14 protein-coding genes are annotated in these 19260 nt (G+C 62.9%); 7 read left to right on the top strand and 7 right to left on the bottom strand.

Going from position 1 to position 19260, the window contains the following annotated elements:
• Nucleotides 1-17 precede the first annotated feature (17 nt).
• From ASG03_RS11355 to ASG03_RS11345, 3 genes are all read left to right on the top strand, one after another.
• Nucleotides 18-3200 carry an efflux RND transporter permease subunit gene (locus ASG03_RS11355; RefSeq protein WP_062693644.1) on the top strand — a complete coding sequence of 1061 codons (3183 nt, stop codon included), beginning with the start codon at nucleotides 18-20 and terminating at the stop codon, nucleotides 3198-3200.
• Between the two features lie 141 nt (nucleotides 3201-3341).
• Nucleotides 3342-3797: an Lrp/AsnC family transcriptional regulator gene (locus ASG03_RS11350; protein WP_062478215.1), complete on the top strand. Its 456-nt coding sequence runs from the start codon at nucleotides 3342-3344 to the stop codon at nucleotides 3795-3797.
• Nucleotides 3798-3814: 17 nt separating this feature from the next.
• The gene (locus ASG03_RS11345) at nucleotides 3815-4273 is read left to right on the top strand and encodes a RidA family protein (protein WP_062693643.1); all 459 of its coding nucleotides are present in this window, start codon (nucleotides 3815-3817) and stop codon (nucleotides 4271-4273) included.
• Nucleotides 4274-4289: 16 nt separating this feature from the next.
• Here the strand turns inward: ASG03_RS11345 and ASG03_RS11340 are convergent, their stop codons facing one another.
• The 5 genes from ASG03_RS11340 to ASG03_RS11320 all read right to left on the bottom strand — a co-directional run bounded on the left by ASG03_RS11340 (nucleotide 4290) and on the right by ASG03_RS11320 (nucleotide 12287).
• The gene (locus tag ASG03_RS11340; RefSeq protein WP_082475704.1) at nucleotides 4290-6359 is read right to left on the bottom strand and encodes a hybrid sensor histidine kinase/response regulator; all 2070 of its coding nucleotides are present in this window, start codon (nucleotides 6357-6359) and stop codon (nucleotides 4290-4292) included.
• Nucleotides 6337-7845, bottom strand: a complete 1509-nt coding sequence (locus ASG03_RS11335; RefSeq protein WP_062478209.1) for an ATPase domain-containing protein — start codon at nucleotides 7843-7845, stop codon at nucleotides 6337-6339. Before ASG03_RS11335 ends, ASG03_RS11340 begins: the two co-directional genes overlap by 23 nt.
• A 224-nt stretch (nucleotides 7846-8069) precedes the next feature.
• Nucleotides 8070-9179, bottom strand: a complete 1110-nt coding sequence (locus ASG03_RS11330) for a lipocalin-like domain-containing protein (RefSeq protein WP_062693642.1) — start codon at nucleotides 9177-9179, stop codon at nucleotides 8070-8072.
• Nucleotides 9169-11577: an ABC transporter permease gene (locus ASG03_RS11325; RefSeq protein WP_062693842.1), complete on the bottom strand. Its 2409-nt coding sequence runs from the start codon at nucleotides 11575-11577 to the stop codon at nucleotides 9169-9171. Before ASG03_RS11325 ends, ASG03_RS11330 begins: the two co-directional genes overlap by 11 nt.
• Complete coding sequence (locus tag ASG03_RS11320) at nucleotides 11577-12287, bottom strand: ABC transporter ATP-binding protein (RefSeq protein WP_062693641.1); 711 nt, start codon at nucleotides 12285-12287, stop codon at nucleotides 11577-11579. The genes ASG03_RS11325 and ASG03_RS11320 overlap by 1 nt, the downstream gene beginning before the upstream one ends.
• A 437-nt stretch (nucleotides 12288-12724) precedes the next feature.
• Here ASG03_RS11320 and ASG03_RS11315 point away from each other — a divergent pair, with 437 nt between their 5' ends.
• A complete protein-coding gene (locus tag ASG03_RS11315; RefSeq protein WP_062693640.1) occupies nucleotides 12725-14824 on the top strand; it encodes a TonB-dependent hemoglobin/transferrin/lactoferrin family receptor in 2100 nt (699 codons plus the stop codon).
• A gap of 147 nt (nucleotides 14825-14971) precedes the next feature.
• Here ASG03_RS11315 and yghX read toward each other — a convergent pair whose 3' ends face one another.
• Together yghX and ASG03_RS11305 are read right to left on the bottom strand one after the other, a co-directional pair.
• Nucleotides 14972-15859, bottom strand: coding sequence for a YghX family hydrolase (gene yghX, locus ASG03_RS11310; RefSeq protein WP_062693639.1), 888 nt, complete (start codon nucleotides 15857-15859; stop codon nucleotides 14972-14974).
• Between the two features lie 90 nt (nucleotides 15860-15949).
• Complete coding sequence (locus ASG03_RS11305; RefSeq protein WP_062693638.1) at nucleotides 15950-17041, bottom strand: ROK family protein; 1092 nt, start codon at nucleotides 17039-17041, stop codon at nucleotides 15950-15952.
• 207 nt (nucleotides 17042-17248) lie between these two features.
• On the opposite strand from ASG03_RS11305, the gene minC reads away from it, so the two are divergent.
• From minC to minE, 3 genes are read left to right on the top strand one after another with little or no spacing between them, the layout of a single operon-like run.
• Nucleotides 17249-17995, top strand: coding sequence for a septum site-determining protein MinC (minC, locus tag ASG03_RS11300; protein ID WP_062693637.1), 747 nt, complete (start codon nucleotides 17249-17251; stop codon nucleotides 17993-17995).
• 29 nt (nucleotides 17996-18024) lie between these two features.
• Entirely contained in the window at nucleotides 18025-18840 is an 816-nt protein-coding gene (minD, locus tag ASG03_RS11295; RefSeq protein WP_062478191.1) for a septum site-determining protein MinD, read from the top strand.
• Nucleotides 18837-19097, top strand: coding sequence for a cell division topological specificity factor MinE (gene minE, locus ASG03_RS11290; RefSeq protein ID WP_062478188.1), 261 nt, complete (start codon nucleotides 18837-18839; stop codon nucleotides 19095-19097). The genes minD and minE overlap by 4 nt, the downstream gene beginning before the upstream one ends.
• Nucleotides 19098-19260: the final 163 nt, after the last annotated feature.

The following is a 19260-nucleotide window of genomic DNA, read 5'->3' as shown; positions in this document are numbered from 1 at the left end:
CGGAGAGGGGTTATGACATGAACATTTCGAGGTTTTTCATCGACAGACCGGTGTTTGCCGGCGTCCTGTCGGTTCTTATCGTCGTTGCAGGCCTGATCGGCATGCGCGCCTTGCCGATTTCCGAATATCCGGATGTCGTTCCCCCATCGATCGTCGTCCGCGGGACATATCCTGGCGCCAATCCGAAGGTGATCGCGGAAACCGTCGCGACCCCCTTGGAAGAGTCGATCAATGGCGTCGAAGACATGCTCTACATGTCCAGCCAGGCAACGGCTGATGGCGTCCTGACGCTGACGGTCACGTTCAAGCTCGGCACCGACCCCGACAAGGCGCAGCAGCTCGTCCAGAACCGGGTATCGCAAGCGGAACCCCGTCTGCCCGCAGAAGTCCGTGCGCTTGGCGTCACGACAGTCAAGAGTTCGCCCGACCTGATGATGGTCGTCAATCTGGTGTCTACCGGCGGTCGCTACGACCTCACCTATCTCCGCAATTATGCGGTTCTCAACATCAAGGACCGGCTCGCGCGCATCGAAGGCGTAGGGCAGGTTCAGGTTTTCGGAGCCGGCGACTACTCGATGCGTGTCTGGATCGACCCCCAGAAGGCCGCCGAATACGGGCTTGCCGCCAGCGACATCACCACCGCCATCCGCCAGCAGAACGTGCAGGCTGCAGCCGGCATCATCGGGGCGTCTCCAACGCTTCCCGGCACGGATCTGCAGCTTTCCGTAAACGCGCAGGGACGTCTGCAAACGCCCGAGCAATTCGGCAATATCATCGTCAAGAGCGGGAGCAATGGCGAGATAACCCGGCTACGGGACGTTGCCCGGATCGAGCTCGGCGCCGCCGATTATACGCTGCGCTCGCTTCTGGACGGAGAACCCGCCGTGGCTGTGCCCGTCTTCCAGTCGCCGGGCTCCAACGCCATCGCCATTTCCGACAACGTTCGGGAGACCATGGCGGAACTGGCGAAAGCCATGCCCGAGGGCGTTCGGTTCGAGATCGTTTATGACACGACGGAGTTCGTTCGCGCGTCCATCGAAAAGGTGATCGATACCTTGCTCGAGGCGATCGCCCTTGTCGTCATCGTCGTCATCCTGTTCCTGCAGACATGGCGCGCGTCGATCATCCCCCTGATTGCCGTTCCCGTCTCCATCATCGGCACCTTCGCTGTGATGTATGTCTTCGGCTTCTCGGTGAACGCGTTGACCCTGTTTGGTCTCGTTCTAGCCATCGGCATCGTCGTGGACGACGCGATCGTCGTTGTGGAAAATGTCGAGCGCAACATCGAAAATGGCCTGGCACCGCGCGAAGCGACCTATCGCGCGATGCAGGAGGTCTCCGGACCCATCATCGCGATTGCCTTGGTGCTGGTCGCCGTCTTCGTACCGCTGGCCTTCATTACGGGGCTTTCCGGGCAGTTCTACCGTCAGTTTGCGCTTACCATCGCAATCTCCACCGTGATCTCCGCCATCAATTCGCTGACGCTGTCACCGGCGCTGGCCGCCCTGCTGCTCAAGGGGCATCATGCCAAGAAGGACGTTCTGACGATCGCTATGGACAAGGCGCTCGGTTGGTTCTTCCGGGGGTTCAATCGTGCCTTCGGTGCGGCGTCCAACGGGTATGGCCGCAGCATTGGTGGACTTCTGTCGCGCAAGAGCGTCGTCATGGTCATCTATCTCGCGCTGGCCGGCGCGACCTATGCCATGTTCAACGCGGTTCCCGGCGGGTTCGTCCCGGCGCAGGACAAGCAGTATCTGATTGGTTTCGCCCAACTTCCCGATGGTGCGACCCTCGATAGAACCGAGAGCGTCATCAAGAAGATGAGCGACATCGCGCTGCAGCAGCCAGGCGTGAAGAATGCGATCGCCTTCCCCGGACTGTCGATCAACGGGTTTACGATCGGCTCCAATGCCGGGATCGTCTTCGCCATTCTGGATGACTTCGAAAAACGAACGACGCCGGAGCTTTCGGGCGGCGCCATCGCAATGCAGCTGAACCAGAAATATGCCGGCATCCAGGATGCTTTCATCGCCATGTTCCCGCCGCCGCCCGTCAACGGTCTTGGATCCACAGGCGGCTTCAAGCTGCAGATCGAGGACCGCGCCGGCTACGGCTATCAGGCCCTGGATGAGGCGACCAAAGCCTTCATCGGCAAGGCCTACCAGACACCGGAGCTGGCGGGCATCTTCTCCAGCTTCCAGATCAATGTTCCGCAGCTCTTTGCAGACCTTGACCGTACAAAGGCCGAACAACTCGGTGTGTCGGTCACAGACGTCTTCGATGCTCTGCAGATTTATCTCGGTTCTCTTTATGTCAACGATTTCAATGCATTCGGGCGAACCTACAGCGTACGTGTCCAGGCGGATGCGAAATATCGGGCAAAGCCAGAGGATATCGGACAGCTGAAGGTCCGCTCGCAGACGGGCCAGATGATCCCGTTGTCGGCGCTTCTGAACGTCGATGCCACCACAGGGCCGGAGCGAACGACCCGGTACAACGGTTTCCTCGCGGCGGATGTCAACGGCGCACCGGCACCGGGATTCTCGTCCGGTCAGGCGCAAGCCGCCATCGAGCAGATCGCGCGGGAAACGCTGCCCTCCGGAATCGATTTCGAATGGACCGATCTTACCTACCAGCAGATCCTGGCAGGCAGCTCCGGGTTCCTGGTCTTTCCGCTCGCTTTGCTTCTCGTCTATCTCGTGCTCGCGGCCCAATATGAGAGCCTCACACTGCCCCTTGCCATCATCATGATCGTGCCGATGGGCGTGTTGGCCGCGCTCACCGGGGTGTGGCTGACAGGGGGCGACAACAACATCTTTACCCAGATCGGCCTTGTCGTCCTTGTCGGACTGTCGGCAAAGAACGCCATCCTGATCGTCGAGTTCGCGCGCGAGCTGGAGTTCGAAGGACGGACGCCCCTGCAGGCGGCTGTCGAGGCAAGCCGGCTGCGTCTGCGCCCCATTCTGATGACGTCGATGGCGTTCATCATGGGCGTGGTGCCGCTCGTCATCTCCACGGGGGCGGGGGCCGAAATGCGGGCCGCCATGGGGATCGCCGTCTTCTCCGGCATGATCGGCGTCACGATCTTCGGGATCTTCATGACCCCGGTCTTCTATGTGCTGGTGCGCAGGCTGGCTGGAAACCGACCGCTGAAGACGTCGGCAGAGGGGGACCACCCGCATCTTCAGCCCGCCGAATAGGCCTGCGATCCCATCGGGCGTCACGACCCGCCGCCGGACCTTGTGATTCGGCGGCGCTTTGCGTCAGTGACAGAGGGGATGACAAAGTGCGATCAACAATGTCTAATCCGCCAACTTCCCATGCAGATGGACATGTGATCTGTGAGATATTCCAAGGACGCGACCACGGCGATCTATGTGCCGGACGATCTTGATCGGCGCATCATTGCCCATCTCAGGGTAGATGGACGGGCATCGCTATCCAAGTTGTCGGACGCGCTGGGTGTCGCACGCGGCACCGTCCAGAACCGTCTGGACCGCCTGCTGGACACCGGAACCCTCCTTGGCTTCACCGTGCGCCTGCGCGAGGATTTCGATGCACAGACCATCCATGCCGTGATGATGATCGAGGTCGTCGGAAAATCGACGACCCAGGTGATCCGCCGGCTTCGGGGTATTCCCGAAATCTACGCGCTCCATACGACCAACGGAAATTGGGATCTGGTGGCGAACATGCGTTCTGCGACCTTGTCGGATTTCGACCGGGTGCTTCGTGAGGTCCGGATGATCGAGGGCGTGTCGAACAGCGAGACGAGCCTGCTTCTGAGCAGCGTCTAGAGAGGGGAGGGGAGGCCATGAGCTGCTACCGACGACTGGAGGAACTAGGCCTGGCATTGCCGGCCCCGCTGGCACCCGGCGGTAATTATGTGCGGGCTAAGAAAGCGGGCGACATGCTCTATCTGGCGGGGCGAGGTGCGGCACGGGCCGGCGGAGGCTGGCATACGGGAAAAGTCGGGCGCGATGTCTCGATCGAGGAGGCGCGAGGCCACGCCCGTATCGTCGCGCTTCAGGTTCTGTCGACGGTGCAGCATGCGGTGGGGGATCTCGACGCGGTCGAGGTCATCAAGGTTTTTGGAATGGTCAACGCCACGCCCGATTTCACCGACCATCCGTTCGTCATCAACGGGTTTTCCGACCTGCTGATCGAGGTGATGGGCGAGGACGGACGTCATGCGCGGTCGGCGATCGGCATGGGCTCGCTGCCCAACGGCATGACGGTGGAGATCGAGACAATCCTGCGCATCAAGCGGTAGCCGCTTCATTTCCGCTTCAGGACTGGCAGACGATCTTTGCGATCTCGGTTGCCAACTGATCCTGCGAATAGGGCTTGCCGAGCCTCGGGATGTTGAGTTCCGCTCCCGCAGGCAATTCTGCATATCCCGTCGCAATGAGGATCTTCAGATGCGGCCGCATCGCCAGTGCCTTCCTGGCCAGTTCTGCCCCGTTCATACCCGGCATCGAGAAGTCGGTGATCATCAGGTCGAAGACGTCGCCGCCTTCCAGAATACCGAGGGCCTGACGACCGGAATTGGCCTCGACCACGCTGTGACCGAGATCTTCCAGCATGTCCACGGTGCTCATGGCGATCAGGGCATCGTCATCGACCATGAGGATTCGCAGCGAGCCCGACTCTTGCGACGGACCGACAGACGGAACCTCCGGCGGGAAAGCCGTTTCGCGCGCTTCGCTTGGTTTTGCGACCGGGAGGCGCAGGACGGCCGTCGTGCCTTGGCCGGGCCGGCTCGACAGCTGCAGCGCGCCCTTCAGCTGGATCGCGAGGCCATGGATCATCGACAGACCAAGGCCGGTACCTTTTCCCAGCTCCTTGGTAGAAAAGAACGGATCGATGGCCTTGCGTAGCGTTTCCGCATCCATCCCGGTGCCGGTGTCGGTAACCGAAAGCACGAGATAGCGACCGGCCGAGAGCACGTCGGTGGCAACGGCGCGATCTTCCATGTCGAGCCGGATGGTGATGGTTCCGCCGTCCGGCATCGCATCGCGCGCATTGACGACGAGATTGAGGAGAGCAAGTTCGAGCTGATTGCTGTCTGCCTCTGCCGGCGGCAGATCTGCGGTAATCTCGCTCTGCAAGGTGATGGCGGAGCCGACGGATCGGCGCAGAAGATCTTCCATCTCCGTCACCAGCTTGTGGAGGTCCACCGGCCCGACCTGTAGGTCCTGCCGTCGCGCAAAGGCCAGCAGGCGCTGGGTCAGCGACGCGCCGCGGCGCGCGCCCTGGACGGCACCGTCGATCAGTCGAACAGCCTTGGCGTCGCCATCCACATGCTTGCGCAGAAGTTCGAGGTTTCCGAGGACCGCCATCAACAGGTTGTTGAAATCGTGCGCGACACCCCCCGTCAACTGTCCGATGGCCTCCATCTTCAGCGCCTGTCGCAGTTGCTCCTCGGCTTTCTCGCGCTGCGCGACCTCGCTCATGACCGCGGCATGCGCTTCCTCGAGCTCTGCCGTCCGCTTCGTCACGCGGTCTTCCAGCGTCTCGTTGATCTGTCGCTGCTGTTCCTCAAGCCGGCGCCGCTCCGTGATATCGGCGGAGACACCGACGAGCTTGACCGGCCGGCCGTGACCATCGCGATAGACCTGCGCCCGGATCTCCGCCCAGTGCAGCGACCCGTCCGGCCAGACGACCTTGTATTCGATCGCGTAATCCTGCCCGGTCTCGATCGTATGCCGGACCGCGTCGATCATCCGCTCGCGATCTTCCGGATGGATGGTCGAGATCAGTTCGTCGTAGCTCAGCGTGTCATCCGCGCCGCGTCCGAAAATCGAACGGCACGTGACGGACGTCGTTAACGCTTCCGTGGCGAGGTCGAACTCCCAGGCGCCGAGCCTTCCGGCCTCGAGTGCCGTGGCCAATCGCCGCTCGCCGTCGTCCAGCGCCTGCATCCGAAGTTGCGCGTCGAACTGCCGACGTCGTCCACGCATGGCCGTTCGGGCGACGCTGATGAAGGTCGTCGCATGGAACGGTCGCTCGATGAAACTGACGTTGCCGAGCACCTCGGAGAGCCGGGCGGCCGCAGGATTGCGCTCGGGTCCGCCGCCGCGCTGTGTGAGCACGATGAAGGGAAGATCCGACCAGCTTGGCTGTGCCGAAATCCAGCCGGAAAGGGCCTTGAGATCGGTCGAACGAAGGGCTTCCTCGGTGAGGACGCCAAAGGCGATGTTTTCGCCAAGCCTCTCGACGAACTGGGCCATGCTTTCTGCGGATAGGCATGTCATCCCCGCCTCCGCGAGCAGGGATGCTGCTATCTGGGCATCGCGCCCGGCAGGCGCGAGGACGAGAACGGTCGCAACGCGATCAGTAATTGTCGCCACTCCCATCGGCAGGCGGCATCAGCGACGGGCCCCCGCTGGCGAGAACCGGCACGCCGCGAAGCACGCCCTGAAAGCCCACCAGCGGCTCGCCAAGGCTCAAGCCATCCGACCCGATCCGGTATTCGCGGATCGTGTCCTCGTGGTGACCTGTCCGCTTCTTGATGACGGAGACCGCTCGACGCACCTTCCCCATCGCCTCGAAATAGCGCAGCAGAATGACGGTATCCGCGAGGTACGTGACGTCGACGGGCGACTTCATGTCGCCGACCAAGCCGTGCTGGGCAACGGTCAGGAAGGTGTTTGCGCCCTGGCGGTTGAGATATTGCAAAAGCTCGTGAATGTGGAGAATGAGCGCATTTTCCTCCGGCATCGCAGCCTGATAGCCATTGACGCTGTCGATCAGGACCGTTTTCGCGTTGGAACGGGTCACGCTTTCGCGAACGCGCTGCGCGAACTCGCCGGGCGACAGTTCTGCGGCATCCAGCTGTTCGATGTAGAGGTGTCCGGCAGCGCGCATCGCTTCCAGATCGATGCCCATGCTGCGCGTGCGGGCAAAGAGCAGGCCCAGTTCCTCGTCGAAGACGAAGATGGCCGCGGTTTCGCCGCGCTTGACCGCTGCGTCCACGAACTGCAGACCGAAGAGACTTTTGCCCGTGCCGGCCGGCCCGATGAGGAGCGTGCTCGATCCGCGGGTAATGCCGCCGCCGAGAAGGCCGTCGAAGGCGGGAATGCCGCTGCTAAGCATGGTCCGCGCGAAGTCCGTCCGGTGTTCCGTCGCGCGCAGGCGGGGGAACACGACGACGCCGCCGGTTTCGATGATGTAGTCGTGGTAGCCGCCGCGATAGGCCCTGCCGCGATACTTGATGATGCGCAGGCGGCGACGTTCGGCGCCATAGTTCGGGGACAGTTCCTCCAGATGAATGACACCATGGACGACGCTGTGCACCGTCTTGTCGAGGACATCCGCGGTAAGATCGTCGAGAAGCAGAACGGTCGCGCCCGATTTCGAGAAATAGTGCTTCAATGCAAGGATCTGGCGCCGGTAGCGCAGGGAACTCTGCGCCAGGAGACGGATCTCCGAAAGACTGTCGATGACGACCCGGCTCGGGCGCACGCGCTCGAAGGCTTCGAAGATCAGCTTGGTCGTTTCGCCGAGTTCGAGATCGGAGGAGTAAAGCAGGCTCTGCTGCTGTTCGGAGTCCAGCAGGCTTTCCGGCGGCACGAGTTCGAAAATCGTGATGTCCTCGCCGATCGTCATGCCGTGGGAGGTGGCGCTGCTGCGGAGTTCATCCTCCGTTTCCGACAGCGTGATATAGAGACAGCGCTCTCCGCGGGCCGCGCCCTCCAGCAGGAACTGCAAGGAGATCGTCGTCTTGCCCGTGCCAGGGGAGCCTTCCAGCAGAAAAACGTGCCGGCGTGAGAGGCCGCCTGCCAGCACGTCGTCGAGGCCCTTCACGCCGGTCATCGCCGTCGAACCCAGGTCAGTTGTCATCGTCTCATCCGTTCCTCGTCGGCGCGCGCGCCAACGTCGAGTCTACCTGCGGCGTCCTGAGAACGAAAATCCGGCTGTGCACTGTTTTCGACTGAAATCGCTGCGTTCATTGCGTGTAAATTATCCGTTACGCCTTGAAACGTCTAATCCTATTCGTCGGCGGATGCCCTGAAATCACGGACGACATCCACCACGTCGTCCATTGCCCGTCGCCGCGTCTGCCGTCAATAACCGGTCATCTCCAGATAGCCGCGCCCCTGATGGCTACCGGAGACGCTGATCGGGCCTTCCCAGTAGGGCGTCCGTGTCGCCATCCACGCTTGCGGGTTCACGGCGGTGGTTGTGATGTCGAGACCGCGGGCGGGAAGCCTCAGGCGCCATCCGACAGGCACCGTCCGCCCCGCAACCTGCGCAGAGGAGAGGGGCTCGACCGTCAGGGCCCCCGGGGGGAGGGGGGAGGGCGTTCCGTCTGCCGCGATCCAGGTGGCGGATGTGTAGCCGGCGCCGCTGTCGCGAAGACGAAAGCCCATCAGCTTGTCGCCGCTGTCGAAATGCAACGAGAACCAGTCCCAGCCCGTCTGGTCCGCTGCCAAGGGCTGCGACGACCATTCCCGATCGAGCCAGGCCTGGCCGGTGACCGCGACATCGCCGCCGGGCAACGAAATCGTGCCGCGGACGGTGTAGAAGGGTTGGGAATAATAGTAGCTCGCCTGTCCCGCGGCAGACTTGACCGAATATCCGCCTTGCCCCTGCAGCACGATCGGACCCTTCGCTGTGAGGCCGAGCGCATAGCCGAATTCTGCTCCCGTGGCCCTGAGCGTGACATTCGCAAGTCCATCACTCGGCGCGTTCGTCTCCGACCCTTTCGCCGGTGCGGCGGCCTGCATGCGCCAGTCATCGATCCAGGCGTCGAACGGCTCCGGTGTGACGCCGGCCTGACCGATGCCGCCTCGGGCAATGCGCTCCGCCACGAAGTGCCGGTCCGGCGTCGTCAGACCGGCATGTCCCATCCAGATCTGCGGACTGTTCCAACCCTCATGGTCTCCCGGCTGCAGCGCGGACCGGAAGAGCGTCCACTGCACCCCGTACGCCTTTCCGTCGGCGCCCATGAGGTTGGCCGTGATGTACCACCATTCGATGCGGAAATCGGGATGCGCGCCATGATCGCGCGGGAACGCGAAGCTTTTGCCGGGCTCTGGCACGGCGAAGCCTTCGGCCGTCGTGCCGAGACCGGCGAAACCTTGCGCGCCGGCCGGCATCGGCTGGCTGAAGCCGAGCAGAACCGACATCAGGAGCAGAATGACAACTTTGGCGGTGGGGAGCCTACCGTTCATTGGCAAAGACTTTCAGGAGGTCGGAAGGCGCCGTGGCGGCCAGCTGGCGCAGGGGAATGAGGGCCGACAGAAGGCTCGCGCCAAGGGCAAGTATCGCAAGCCGCACCCAGTCGGCGGGGAAGACATGCATGGGAAGCTGCCAGCCGAAAGCTTCGACATTGACGACCGAGAGCAGCACCCAGGCCAGCCCGAGCCCGACGGGCAAGGCCGCAATCAGGGTGATCACGGCCAGAACCAGGGTTCTTGCGAGTTCGAGAACGACAAGCTGGCGGCGGGTCAGTCCCATGGCCCAGATCGGCGCAAGCTGCGGCAGCCGCATTGTGGAAAGCGTCATCAAGCTGGCAAACATGGCGAGACCAGCCACGCCGAGCGTGAGAACGTTGAGGGCGGCGGTGACCGAAAAAGTCTGTTCGAAAACCGCGAGGGAACGGCGCTTGAGGCTCCCCTGATCGACGATGTTCTCCGGCGGAAGGTCGAAGCGCGCGCGCAAAGCCTCCGAGACAGCGGCGACGTTTTCCGGGGGAAGCCGGAGCCCGTAGCGAAGGCGCGCGACGTCGGGATAGTGGGTGGTCAGCGCATCAAGACCGATCATCACCTGGGGGAGGGGATTGCCGTAGTCGGAGTAGACGCCGGCAATCGTCGTGGTCCAGCCGCCAGGAAGCGTCAGGCTGTCGCCGATCTCAAGTCCGTCCCGCCGTGACAGTTGTTCGTTGACCAGCGCCCCGGTACCGTTCGCCACACGATCCCAGGTCTCCGTCGTGCGGGCGAGGAGCGGCCAGTTTTCACGATATGTCGGATCGTCCGCGACACCGTAGATCTCGGCCGGTGCGTCGGCTACTTCTCCGGAAACGCTCCAGATCGGCAGAACCGCATCGACCCGGCCCTTCAGCCATCCGCGCAGGGCTGCGGCTTCGGGCTCGCTACGGGCCGTCACATAAAGCTCGGCCGCAAGCCGCTGATCGAGCCAGCCGGTGAAGGTCAGCCTGAAGCTCGAGACCATGGTGCCAACGCCGATGTTGGCGGAAAGGGCAAGGAGCAGCGCCATGAGGGCCAGCGACAGGCCGGGCAGCTGCTGGCGGGTATCCGCCCAGAACCATTGTGCGGTAGGGTGCCGGGCCAGCCGCTGCATGAGGGCGAGGAACAGCGCGAGAAGGACTGGCAGCAACAGCGCGGCACCGAGAAGCAGGCCCCCGAGCACGGAAAAACCGACAACGAGGCCCGAACCAAAGCCTGCAAGGGCGATCGTCGCGGCAAACAGCGTCGCGGCCGCTGCCGCTTGCAACCGAAGTCCGGACTCGGATGCGCGCGCCCACGCGCGTGGCTGGGCCGGTGCGAGAAGGGGCATGCGCCACACGCGCCAGAGGCTCTGCGCCGCGGCTGCAAGCGTGCCAAACAGCGCGATCGCGAGACCGGACGCCCACCATTGTGGTCGCAGCGACAGCGTGCCGGGAACGCTCGCGCCGTAGAGTCCCTGCAGGGTCGCGGCAACACCGGGTAGAAGGATGGAACCGACGAGATAGCCGAGCAGAACGCCAGCGACGCCGGCGACGATGGCGAACCCCACAAGCTCCGCCAGAAGAAGGCCTGTCAGGGTGGATGCCGGGAGGCCCAGCGAGCGGAGCGTGCGGAAGGTCGCCCGTCGCTGTTCGAAGGCCAGTCCGATGGCGGAATAGACAATGAACAGGCCGACCGCAAACGCGAGAAATCCGAAGGCGGTCAGGTTGAGGTGAAAGCTGTCGGTCAGGCGCGCAAGGTCGCCTCGCGCATCCGGTGCCTTGACCACCAATGTCGGCGCGATCTCTCCGATCGCCCGCAGATCCCGTCGCTGACCGGGCGCGACGATCAACTGGCTGATCTCGCCGGGCTTGCCGAGAAGCTGCTGTGCAACGCCGATATCGGTCATGCCGATGCCGGCGGGGAGGGAAGAGGTTCGCTTCATCGGCGGTAGGGAGGATCCGGACAGCTTGTCCGCCGTTTCGGGAGACAGGTAGAGCAGACCGGGAGGCGTGAGGAAGGCTGCGAGATCTCCGTCGCGCGCGACATCCGCATTCAGCCCCTCGGTCGGCATGGTAAGAGGATCGATGCCAATGATGTTGAGGCGCGTTTGACCGAGGCGGAGCGTCCCATCGACCACCGGCGAAACGAGCCATCCCGCGCGGCGTAGCGCGATATAATCGGATTGCCTGATCGGCGCGCCCGTACCGCTGACGATCCGGTCGAGACGGTCCTGTCCGAGCGTTGCGGCCGCGCGATCATAGCTCGCGCGCGCCTCGGCATTGATCGCCTGAACGCCGGACCAGAGAGCGGTCGCAAGCGACAGACCAAGGAGCAGCATGACCAGCTGCATCGGCCGTCTGCGCCAATGCGACAAGAGCGCTGCCATCGCGGTGCGGCGCATCATGCCGTGGGAACCGTCGTTGCGTCGATGCAGCCCGAGCGCAGATGGATGCGGCGATCCAGGCATCGCGCCAGACGGTCGGAATGCGTGACCATCAGGAGCGAGGATCCCGTTTCCGCCACGAGCGACAGCATCAGGGCCATCACGGCATCGCCCGTTGCTTCGTCGAGATTGCCGGTCGGTTCGTCCGCCAGCACCAGTTTCGGGCGTGCGGCCAGCGTACGCCCGATTGCCACGCGTTGCTGTTGGCCGCCGGACAATTGTTCGGGATAGCGGGCAAGGAGGTGGTCAAGCCCGAGCCTTTCCGTCAGCTGCCGCTGCCACGTCGCGTTGAAACGGCCAGCAAGGCGCGCATGAAATGCGAGATTTGCCGCAACGGTCAGGGATGGGATCAGGTTGAACTGCTGAAACACCAGTCCCACCGTCGACCGACGCAGGCTAGCCCGCCCCTTGTCGTCGAGACCGCCGATTTCCTGTCCGTCAACCATGATCCGGCCTTGGTCGGGATGATCGAGGCCCGCGACCAGATGCAGCAGCGTGCTCTTGCCGCTGCCAGATTCACCGGTGAGCGCGAGGCTTTGCCCTGCGTCCAGCGTGAGGTCCATCGCTTGCAGGACCATGAGCGGGCCCTCGGCTGTCCCATAGCTTTTCGAGACGCCTTGGAGAACGACGAGCGTCTCCGTTCGATCCGAAAGCGGGGGCAGGGGCATGCGTGTCGTTCCTTCCAGGCGGTGCGTCGGTCAGAATCGTGACCCATGCCGAGCAGCAGGTCGAACACGTCGCGACCGCATGGTCTCCAAGTAGTCGGCGGAACGGCCTTGTCCATGTCGAAGCCGGCTTTTCTCCGCCGTCATGCTCGTTGTCACCCCCAGAAACCAAGGATCGAACATCAGCTTTTAATATTGACTATAATTGTCATGTTTTATAGCTGTCACAGCAGGGGGCAGGCATTCGTCTGCCGGTTCAACATGTCGGCCATGTCATGTCATCTCCGCGGGAAACCCTGCGGCGAATGGGCTTGCCGTGTCCGCTGAAAGGAAACGACATGATCATTCGGAGCGTCCGGTCCCTTCGTCTTGCCTGCTCTTGCCTTATCGCCATCGGTTCGCTGGCACCCTCAACCAAAGTAGCCGCACAAGACGGGGGGATGGCGCAGGACGCTACCGCGTTGCAAGAGCCGACGGCGCTGCCTGCGATTGTCGTCAAGGGCAAACGCGTCCGGCAGGGCGCGCCGGAAGTTACCCCGCTCGCAACCCGGACAACGGCAGAGGAAATCTCAGGGAAGGAGATCGACAATCTCGACGATCTCGGGGATACCACGGAGCCGGGCGTCAGTTTCGTATCGGCAACGAAGAGCGTCAATATTCGCGGTCTGGAAAACGATCGCGTCCGCACGACCATTGACAGCATCCCCATTCCCTACCTGTCGGACGGCGTGCGCGGATCTCTTGGCGGGGTCGATACCTATGATTTCGCGTCTCTTGGTACGATCGACATTCTACGCGGTGCCGATTCGAGCCGGGCCGGCTCCGGAGCACTCGGCGGCGCGGTTATTCTGCATACGCTGGAGCCGGAAGACCTGATGGCTGCGGGTGCGACGGTCGGCGGTGTGGCCAAGCTCGGCTATGACGGCGCCGATCGCGCGCTGACCGGGGCCGCAGCGGTTGCCAAACGCTTCGACAACACCACCGTGCTCTTCCAGAGTTCCTACAAATACGGACATGAGGAAAAGACAGGTGGCGATACCGGAGGTTACGGCCCGACGCGCACGGAGGCCGATCCGCAGGATCTCAACCGACGCAACATTCTCTTCAAGATGCGCCAATCGCTCGAAGGCGGCCATACGATCGGTTGGACGGCGGAGCATTACGACCAGAACACGTCGACCAACTTGCGTCAGACCCAGGGCGTGACCTACCAGCCAGATGACTATGACCGGAGTTCCGACAAGAAGCGGGACCGGTTATCGCTCGACTATGTCTTCGATGCCGAAAGCGACGGAAGCTGGATCGACAGCGCCTTTGCGACCGTTTATCTCCAGCGCGCCGAGCGCGTTGAAGGCACCCACGGCACCCGGCTGACCGCACCGGCCGGCTTCTACATGCGATCGAGCACCAATGAAGCGCGCTCCTATGGCGCGAGCGCCTATGCGCGATCGAGCTTTGATACCGGCGCGTTCAGCCACCAGCTTACCTTCGGCGGCAATCTCGACCTGACCCGGACAACCCAGTACCAGAAGGGCGACGATAGCTGCGACATCGTCTTTGCCCCTCCCTGCGCAAACTTTCACAACAACCGCTCTGACATGCCCGATACCGACAGCATGATGGTGGGCCTGTTTGCCGAGGACACCATCGGGATCGGCCAGAGCGACATCTCCCTGACACCCGGCCTACGCCTCGACGGGTACCGTTACGATCCGCAGGAGACCGCGACCTATACCAGCATTGGCAGCAGCCCTAATCTGCCCGACGGACAGAGCGATGTCCGCCTCTCGCCCAAATTGCGCGCGGCTTGGCAGGTCCGTCCGGACATCGAGCTCTACGCCCAGGTGGCGACCGCGTTCAAGGCGCCGAACGTCGCCCAGCTCTACAGCAATTACGACAATGCCCCGCTCTACCGGCAGATCGGCAATCCGGATCTTGATCCGGAGACGAGCTTCGGTTTTGAAGCCGGCGCCAGCTTTGGCGATGAGAATTTCGGCGGGCGCGTCTCAGCCTACAGCACGCGCTATACGAACTTCATCGACACGGAAACAACGCCCGAGGCGGGGTATCGGGTCGGCACCGTTGAATATTTCAATCGCGCGCGCGTTCGGATTTCCGGCGTCGAAGCGCGTGCGCAGAAAACGCTGTCGTCGGGCATCGATCTCCATGGATCGCTCGCCTATGCCCGCGGAACCGATCTCGATACGCACAAGCTCCTCGCCTCCGTCGCACCCCTGAAGGCAATTCTTGGCCTGGGATACAACACCGAGATCTGGGGAACGGACCTCAGCCTTGTCACCGCGGCTGCCGTCGATGCGGACTCAGCGGCTGCGACCCGTCCCGGCGGCTACGGTGTCGTCAACCTGACGGGCTGGTGGGAGCCCGCACAGGCGAACGGCCTGCGTCTCCAGGGTGGTATCTACAACATGTTCGACAAGACCTATCTCGATGCTCTCGAGGTCAAGGCCATCGCCAACGCATCCGCGTTTTATTCGGAAGCCGGACGCACCTTCAAGGTGTCGCTGACCCAGAAATTCTGACGCCGGTGCCCCCGGAGCATCCCACCTGTGCCGGCGAAGGGGGACGTTCCGGAAGCCGGCGGCTTGCCCGGAACCCGCGCCGGTCGAAAGGGCGCCGGTCGAAAAGATGGTGTTCGACCTTCGGCTCCGGGCACGATCGTCCACGGCTCATGCGAGATATCGGTTGAACCAGGCGATCGTCCGATCCCAGGCCAGCTTTGCGGCCGCTTCATCGTAACGCGGCGTCGAGTCGTTATGGAATCCATGGTTGGCGCCGGGATAAATATGCGCCTCATAGGTCTTGCCGGCGGCCTTTAAGGCGGCTTCGTAAGCGGGCCAGCCTTCGTTGACCCCTTTGTCCAGCTCCCCAAAATGCAGAAGCAAGGGCGCCTTGATCTTGGGCACATCCTCGGACTTCGGCTGACGACCGTAAAACGGCACGGCCGCGGCCAGTTCGGGATAGGCAACCGCCGCGGCATTGGAGACACCGCCGCCATAGCAGAAGCCTGTCATTCCGACCTTCCCGGTCGCGGCGTCATGCTTCATCAGGAATTCCACGGCTGCGAAAAAATCGTTCATCAGCTTCGTCGGGTCGACCGTCTTCTGCAACTCGCGGCCCTTCTCGTCATTCCCGGGATAGCCGCCGACGGAACTCAGGCCATCGGGCGCCAGGGCTATGAAGCCGGTCTTTGCAACCCGGCGCGCCACGTCTTCGATATAGGGATTGAGGCCGCGGTTCTCATGGACCACGACCACCGCAGCAACGCGTCCCTGCGGTTTCGCCGGCTTGACGAGGTAGCCGCGCACCTCTCCGTGTCCCCGGGGCGATGGATAGGTGATGTATTCGGCAACGATATCGGGATCGGTGAAGGCGACCTGCTGCGCAAGCGCATAATCCGGGCTCATGGAGGAAAGGATCGCCGCAGCCGTCAGTCCGCCGATCGCGAATTTGGCGGCGCGGTCGAGAAACTCGCGCTTGGAGATCTTTCCATGAGCATAGTAATCGTAGAGTTCCAGGAGCTCCTGGTCGAAATCCTTGGCTGTCAGGCGCGTCATCGCGACATCTCCCTCTCGTCCTGTCTCTTAAACGGTAGACGGGAACGGAGGAAGCGTCGCTTCACAAATGCGACACCGGACTATCTTCCTTCAGGCCTTCGCCTTCGCCTTGTTGACGAAATGCGCATTGCCGAGCCCGGTGCCGATGGTGAGCACGGCCCATTTGGAAATATCTGTCATGAAGGGGATCTGGGAAAGGCCCTGGACGACCGCATCATTGTGCATCATCACCACGGTCTGATGGCCGTCGATCTCGGGAATGGCTTTCTTGATGGCCGCCGGGAGGTTGAAGCTGTCGCTTTCCCAATTGCCGCCGGGAAGATTCTGTCCTCCGCGCTCGATGGACCCGTCCGCCTGGATGATCCCCGGGCAACCGATACCGATCAAGGGTGCCGGCGCCAGGTTTTCCGCCTTGGCACGGGCGATCAGGTCCTTGAGCATCCCGATGAGCCGCTCGACGGCTGCGCTCCGGCTCGGGCGATCGTCGGCGTGCCGCCAGATCTCCGACTGCCAGACGGCAGCCTCCTCAAGATAATGCCTGTTGTCGGACTTCGCCTTTCCGAGATCGACCACGCCCGCCCGCATGTTCGTCCCGCCGATATCCACGGCGAAGATCGCCTTGTGCCCCTTTAGCATCCAGGCCGGCATCAGATGTACCGCGCCGATCAGGCCTGCGTCGTCGGAATGATGGACGATCGGAACCAGGTGAACATGGACGCCGCGCTCGGCAAGCAGCATCTCGGTGCGCGCAATGGCCAGTTCGCCCGACCGGCTCTGCCGGAAGCCGCCGCCGACCGCGATCCGTTCGGTGCCGGACCAGTGCTTCTGTTTCAGAAAACGCGTGACGACATCCGCGAACTCCTGCGCGAAATCCTCGACCGCGCTCCAGACCAGGGCTGATGCTTGGGCGTTCTTGCCTTTAAGAAAGCCGTCGATCTCGCGCTTCGGAAGATCGGCCGTCGGCACCTTTCCGATCGGGTCGATGTCGACCGCGCGCATGACCTTGCGCCAGGCGTCCAGCTTGGCGCGGAACTCGGCTTTCGTCGCCTTGTCGCCGATAAAGCCATCCTTGTCGCGAATCTCGATATTGTAGTCATCGATCGTCAGGGCGGGCAGGTCGAGGGCGCCGTTCGTCAGGGGGCCTGCGGCCTGATCCTGTGTCGCAATCTCTGACGTGACCATCAATCCTCCATCCCTTACATTTTTGTGGCACTGGAACGTGCCGCGGCGCGGGATGTTCCCCAAGGCACACCGTGACGGCTCGCAGCGCTCCTGAAAGAGCTGTTTTGACTGCTGTCGATCCGTCCGCAAGCCTTGGGCAAGGCCGGTCCTGTTAACCTTTCATTAACCAACCCAGCGTTAAACATCGTAAACGAATCCTTAACCCAGATGGACACAGTGCCCACAGACGCCCGCTCGATCCGTATCAAGGGCCGCTCCTTTCTCGCGGTCGTTCTCTCACCGGACCTGCCGCTCGACGCGTGGCTGATCCGGCTGGATGACCTCGCCGCGCGATCTGCAGGCTTCTTCTTCGGCCGGCCGGCGGTCCTCGATGTCGCGGACCTCAAGCTCGACCGGGCACAGCTGAAAGCGCTCGTCGACGAACTCACGCAGCGCAATGTCAGCATCATGGGCATCGAAGGCGCGCGTCCGTCCGCAATCGCGCCGGGAATGCCGCCGGCCTTGAAGGGTGGACGCCCGGCTTCCGACTTCGAGGTCGCGACCAGCGATCCGACGGATGCCGAAACGTCCGGCGATCCGGTGCCGGACTCCACCGAGGCGCGCGCGGACGAGCCCCGCCCGGCGCTGCAATCGCTCGTCATCCGGGAGCCGGTCAGGTCCGGGCAATCCGTCGTCTTTACCGAGGGCGATGTGACCGTGGTCGGTTCGGTGGCTTCGGGTGCCGAAATCATTGCTGGCGGCTCGATCCATATCTATGGCGCGCTGCGTGGCCGCGCCATGGCGGGCGCCGTCGGCAACGCGGCCGCACGGATCTTCTGCCGGAAGCTCGAGGCCGAACTGGTCGCGATCGACGGCGTCTACAAAATGGCCGAAGACATGGCCCCCGGCTTCCGCGGACAGCCCGTCCAGCTGTGGCTGGAGGACGATGCGATCATGGCAGAGAAACTCAAGTGAGCCGCAAACGGCCAAAACAGGAGAGCAAGATGGGGAAAGTCATCGTCGTTACGTCAGGCAAGGGTGGGGTCGGCAAGACCACGTCCACGGCCGCCCTCGGTGCCGCCCTGGCTCAGAGGAACGAAAAGGTTGTCGTGGTCGACTTCGATGTCGGGCTGCGCAATCTCGATCTGGTGATGGGCGCCGAGCGCCGCGTCGTCTACGATCTGATCAATGTCATCCAGGGTGACGCAAAGCTGCCGCAGGCGCTGATCCGGGACAAGCGGCTCGAGACCCTGTTCCTGCTGCCCGCGTCGCAGACGCGCGACAAGGACAATCTGACGGAAGACGGCGTCGAGCGCGTCATTGCCGAGCTGAAGCAGCATTTCGACTGGATCATCTGCGACAGCCCGGCCGGCATCGAGCGCGGCGCGACGCTCGCCATGCGCCATGCGGATGTCGCCGTGGTCGTGACCAATCCGGAAGTTTCGTCGGTGCGCGACAGCGATCGCATCATCGGTCTGCTCGACTCCAAGACGCTGAAGGCCGAAAATGGCGAACGCATGGAGAAGCACCTGCTTCTCACGCGTTACGACCCGGTCCGCGCCGAGCGTGGCGACATGCTGAAGGTCGAGGACGTGCTGGAGATCCTGTCGATCCCGCTGCTCGGCATCATCCCCGAAAGCATGGATGTGCTGCGTGCCTCCAATATCGGCGCGCCGGTTACGCTCGCCGATGTGCGGTGCCCGCCGGCCATGGCCTATTTCGATGCCGCCCGTCGGCTGGCCGGGGAAACCCTGCCGGTGACGATCCCCGGTGAGAAGCGTGGCCTGTTCGGCAAGATCTTCGCACGGAGGGCCGCATGAGCATTTTCCGCCTTTTCACCAAACAGAGGTCCGCGCCCATGGCGCGCGAGCGGCTGCAGGTTCTGCTCGCGCACGAACGCGGTGCAGCCGGATCCGACCTGGTTGCCATCCTGCGCGAGGAAATCCTCGCCGTCATCGCAAAGCACGTGCAGATCGACAGCGACAAGGTGCATGTGAAGATGGACCGGGACGAGCACATGTCGATCCTCGAGATCGATGTCGAGATCCCGCTGAACGCCGCCAAGCAGGCCGCCTGACGCGTCAAGCACGTGGCTCCGCGGCCCGACCCTGGACCGGGGTGCCACGCAAAACGTCACGACGACAGAAACGACGCCCGAGCGCCCGCTCCGGGCGTCGTTTTCGTTTGGGTTCGGCGCGTTTGCGGGTGACGGATCGGAATTTCCATTATTTTTCCGTGGC

This window comes from Rhizobium sp. Leaf341 (assembly GCF_001424325.1).
In the GTDB taxonomy this organism is placed as follows: Bacteria; Pseudomonadota; Alphaproteobacteria; order Rhizobiales; family Rhizobiaceae; genus Ferranicluibacter.
Note: the sequence above shows the minus strand (reverse complement) of the source record. Positions and strands in the feature narration are given on the sequence as shown.

What these genes read in the sequence shown, in the direction of transcription:
- ASG03_RS11355 (WP_062693644.1), top strand. Translation starts at nt 18, where the DNA reads ATGAACATTTCGAGGTTTTTCATCGACAGACCGGTGTTTGCCGGCGTC.
- ASG03_RS11345 (WP_062693643.1), top strand. Translation starts at nt 3,815, where the DNA reads ATGAGCTGCTACCGACGACTGGAGGAACTAGGCCTGGCATTGCCGGCC.
- ASG03_RS11340 (WP_082475704.1), bottom strand. Translation starts at nt 6,359, where the DNA reads ATGGGAGTGGCGACAATTACTGATCGCGTTGCGACCGTTCTCGTCCTC.
- ASG03_RS11335 (WP_062478209.1), bottom strand. Translation starts at nt 7,845, where the DNA reads ATGACAACTGACCTGGGTTCGACGGCGATGACCGGCGTGAAGGGCCTC.
- ASG03_RS11330 (WP_062693642.1), bottom strand. Translation starts at nt 9,179, where the DNA reads ATGAACGGTAGGCTCCCCACCGCCAAAGTTGTCATTCTGCTCCTGATG.
- ASG03_RS11325 (WP_062693842.1), bottom strand. Translation starts at nt 11,577, where the DNA reads ATGCGCCGCACCGCGATGGCAGCGCTCTTGTCGCATTGGCGCAGACGG.
- ASG03_RS11320 (WP_062693641.1), bottom strand. Translation starts at nt 12,287, where the DNA reads ATGCCCCTGCCCCCGCTTTCGGATCGAACGGAGACGCTCGTCGTTCTC.
- ASG03_RS11315 (WP_062693640.1), top strand. Translation starts at nt 12,725, where the DNA reads ATGGCGCAGGACGCTACCGCGTTGCAAGAGCCGACGGCGCTGCCTGCG.
- yghX (WP_062693639.1), bottom strand. Translation starts at nt 15,859, where the DNA reads ATGACGCGCCTGACAGCCAAGGATTTCGACCAGGAGCTCCTGGAACTC.
- ASG03_RS11305 (WP_062693638.1), bottom strand. Translation starts at nt 17,041, where the DNA reads ATGGTCACGTCAGAGATTGCGACACAGGATCAGGCCGCAGGCCCCCTG.
- minC (WP_062693637.1), top strand. Translation starts at nt 17,249, where the DNA reads ATGGACACAGTGCCCACAGACGCCCGCTCGATCCGTATCAAGGGCCGC.
- minD (WP_062478191.1), top strand. Translation starts at nt 18,025, where the DNA reads ATGGGGAAAGTCATCGTCGTTACGTCAGGCAAGGGTGGGGTCGGCAAG.
- minE (WP_062478188.1), top strand. Translation starts at nt 18,837, where the DNA reads ATGAGCATTTTCCGCCTTTTCACCAAACAGAGGTCCGCGCCCATGGCG.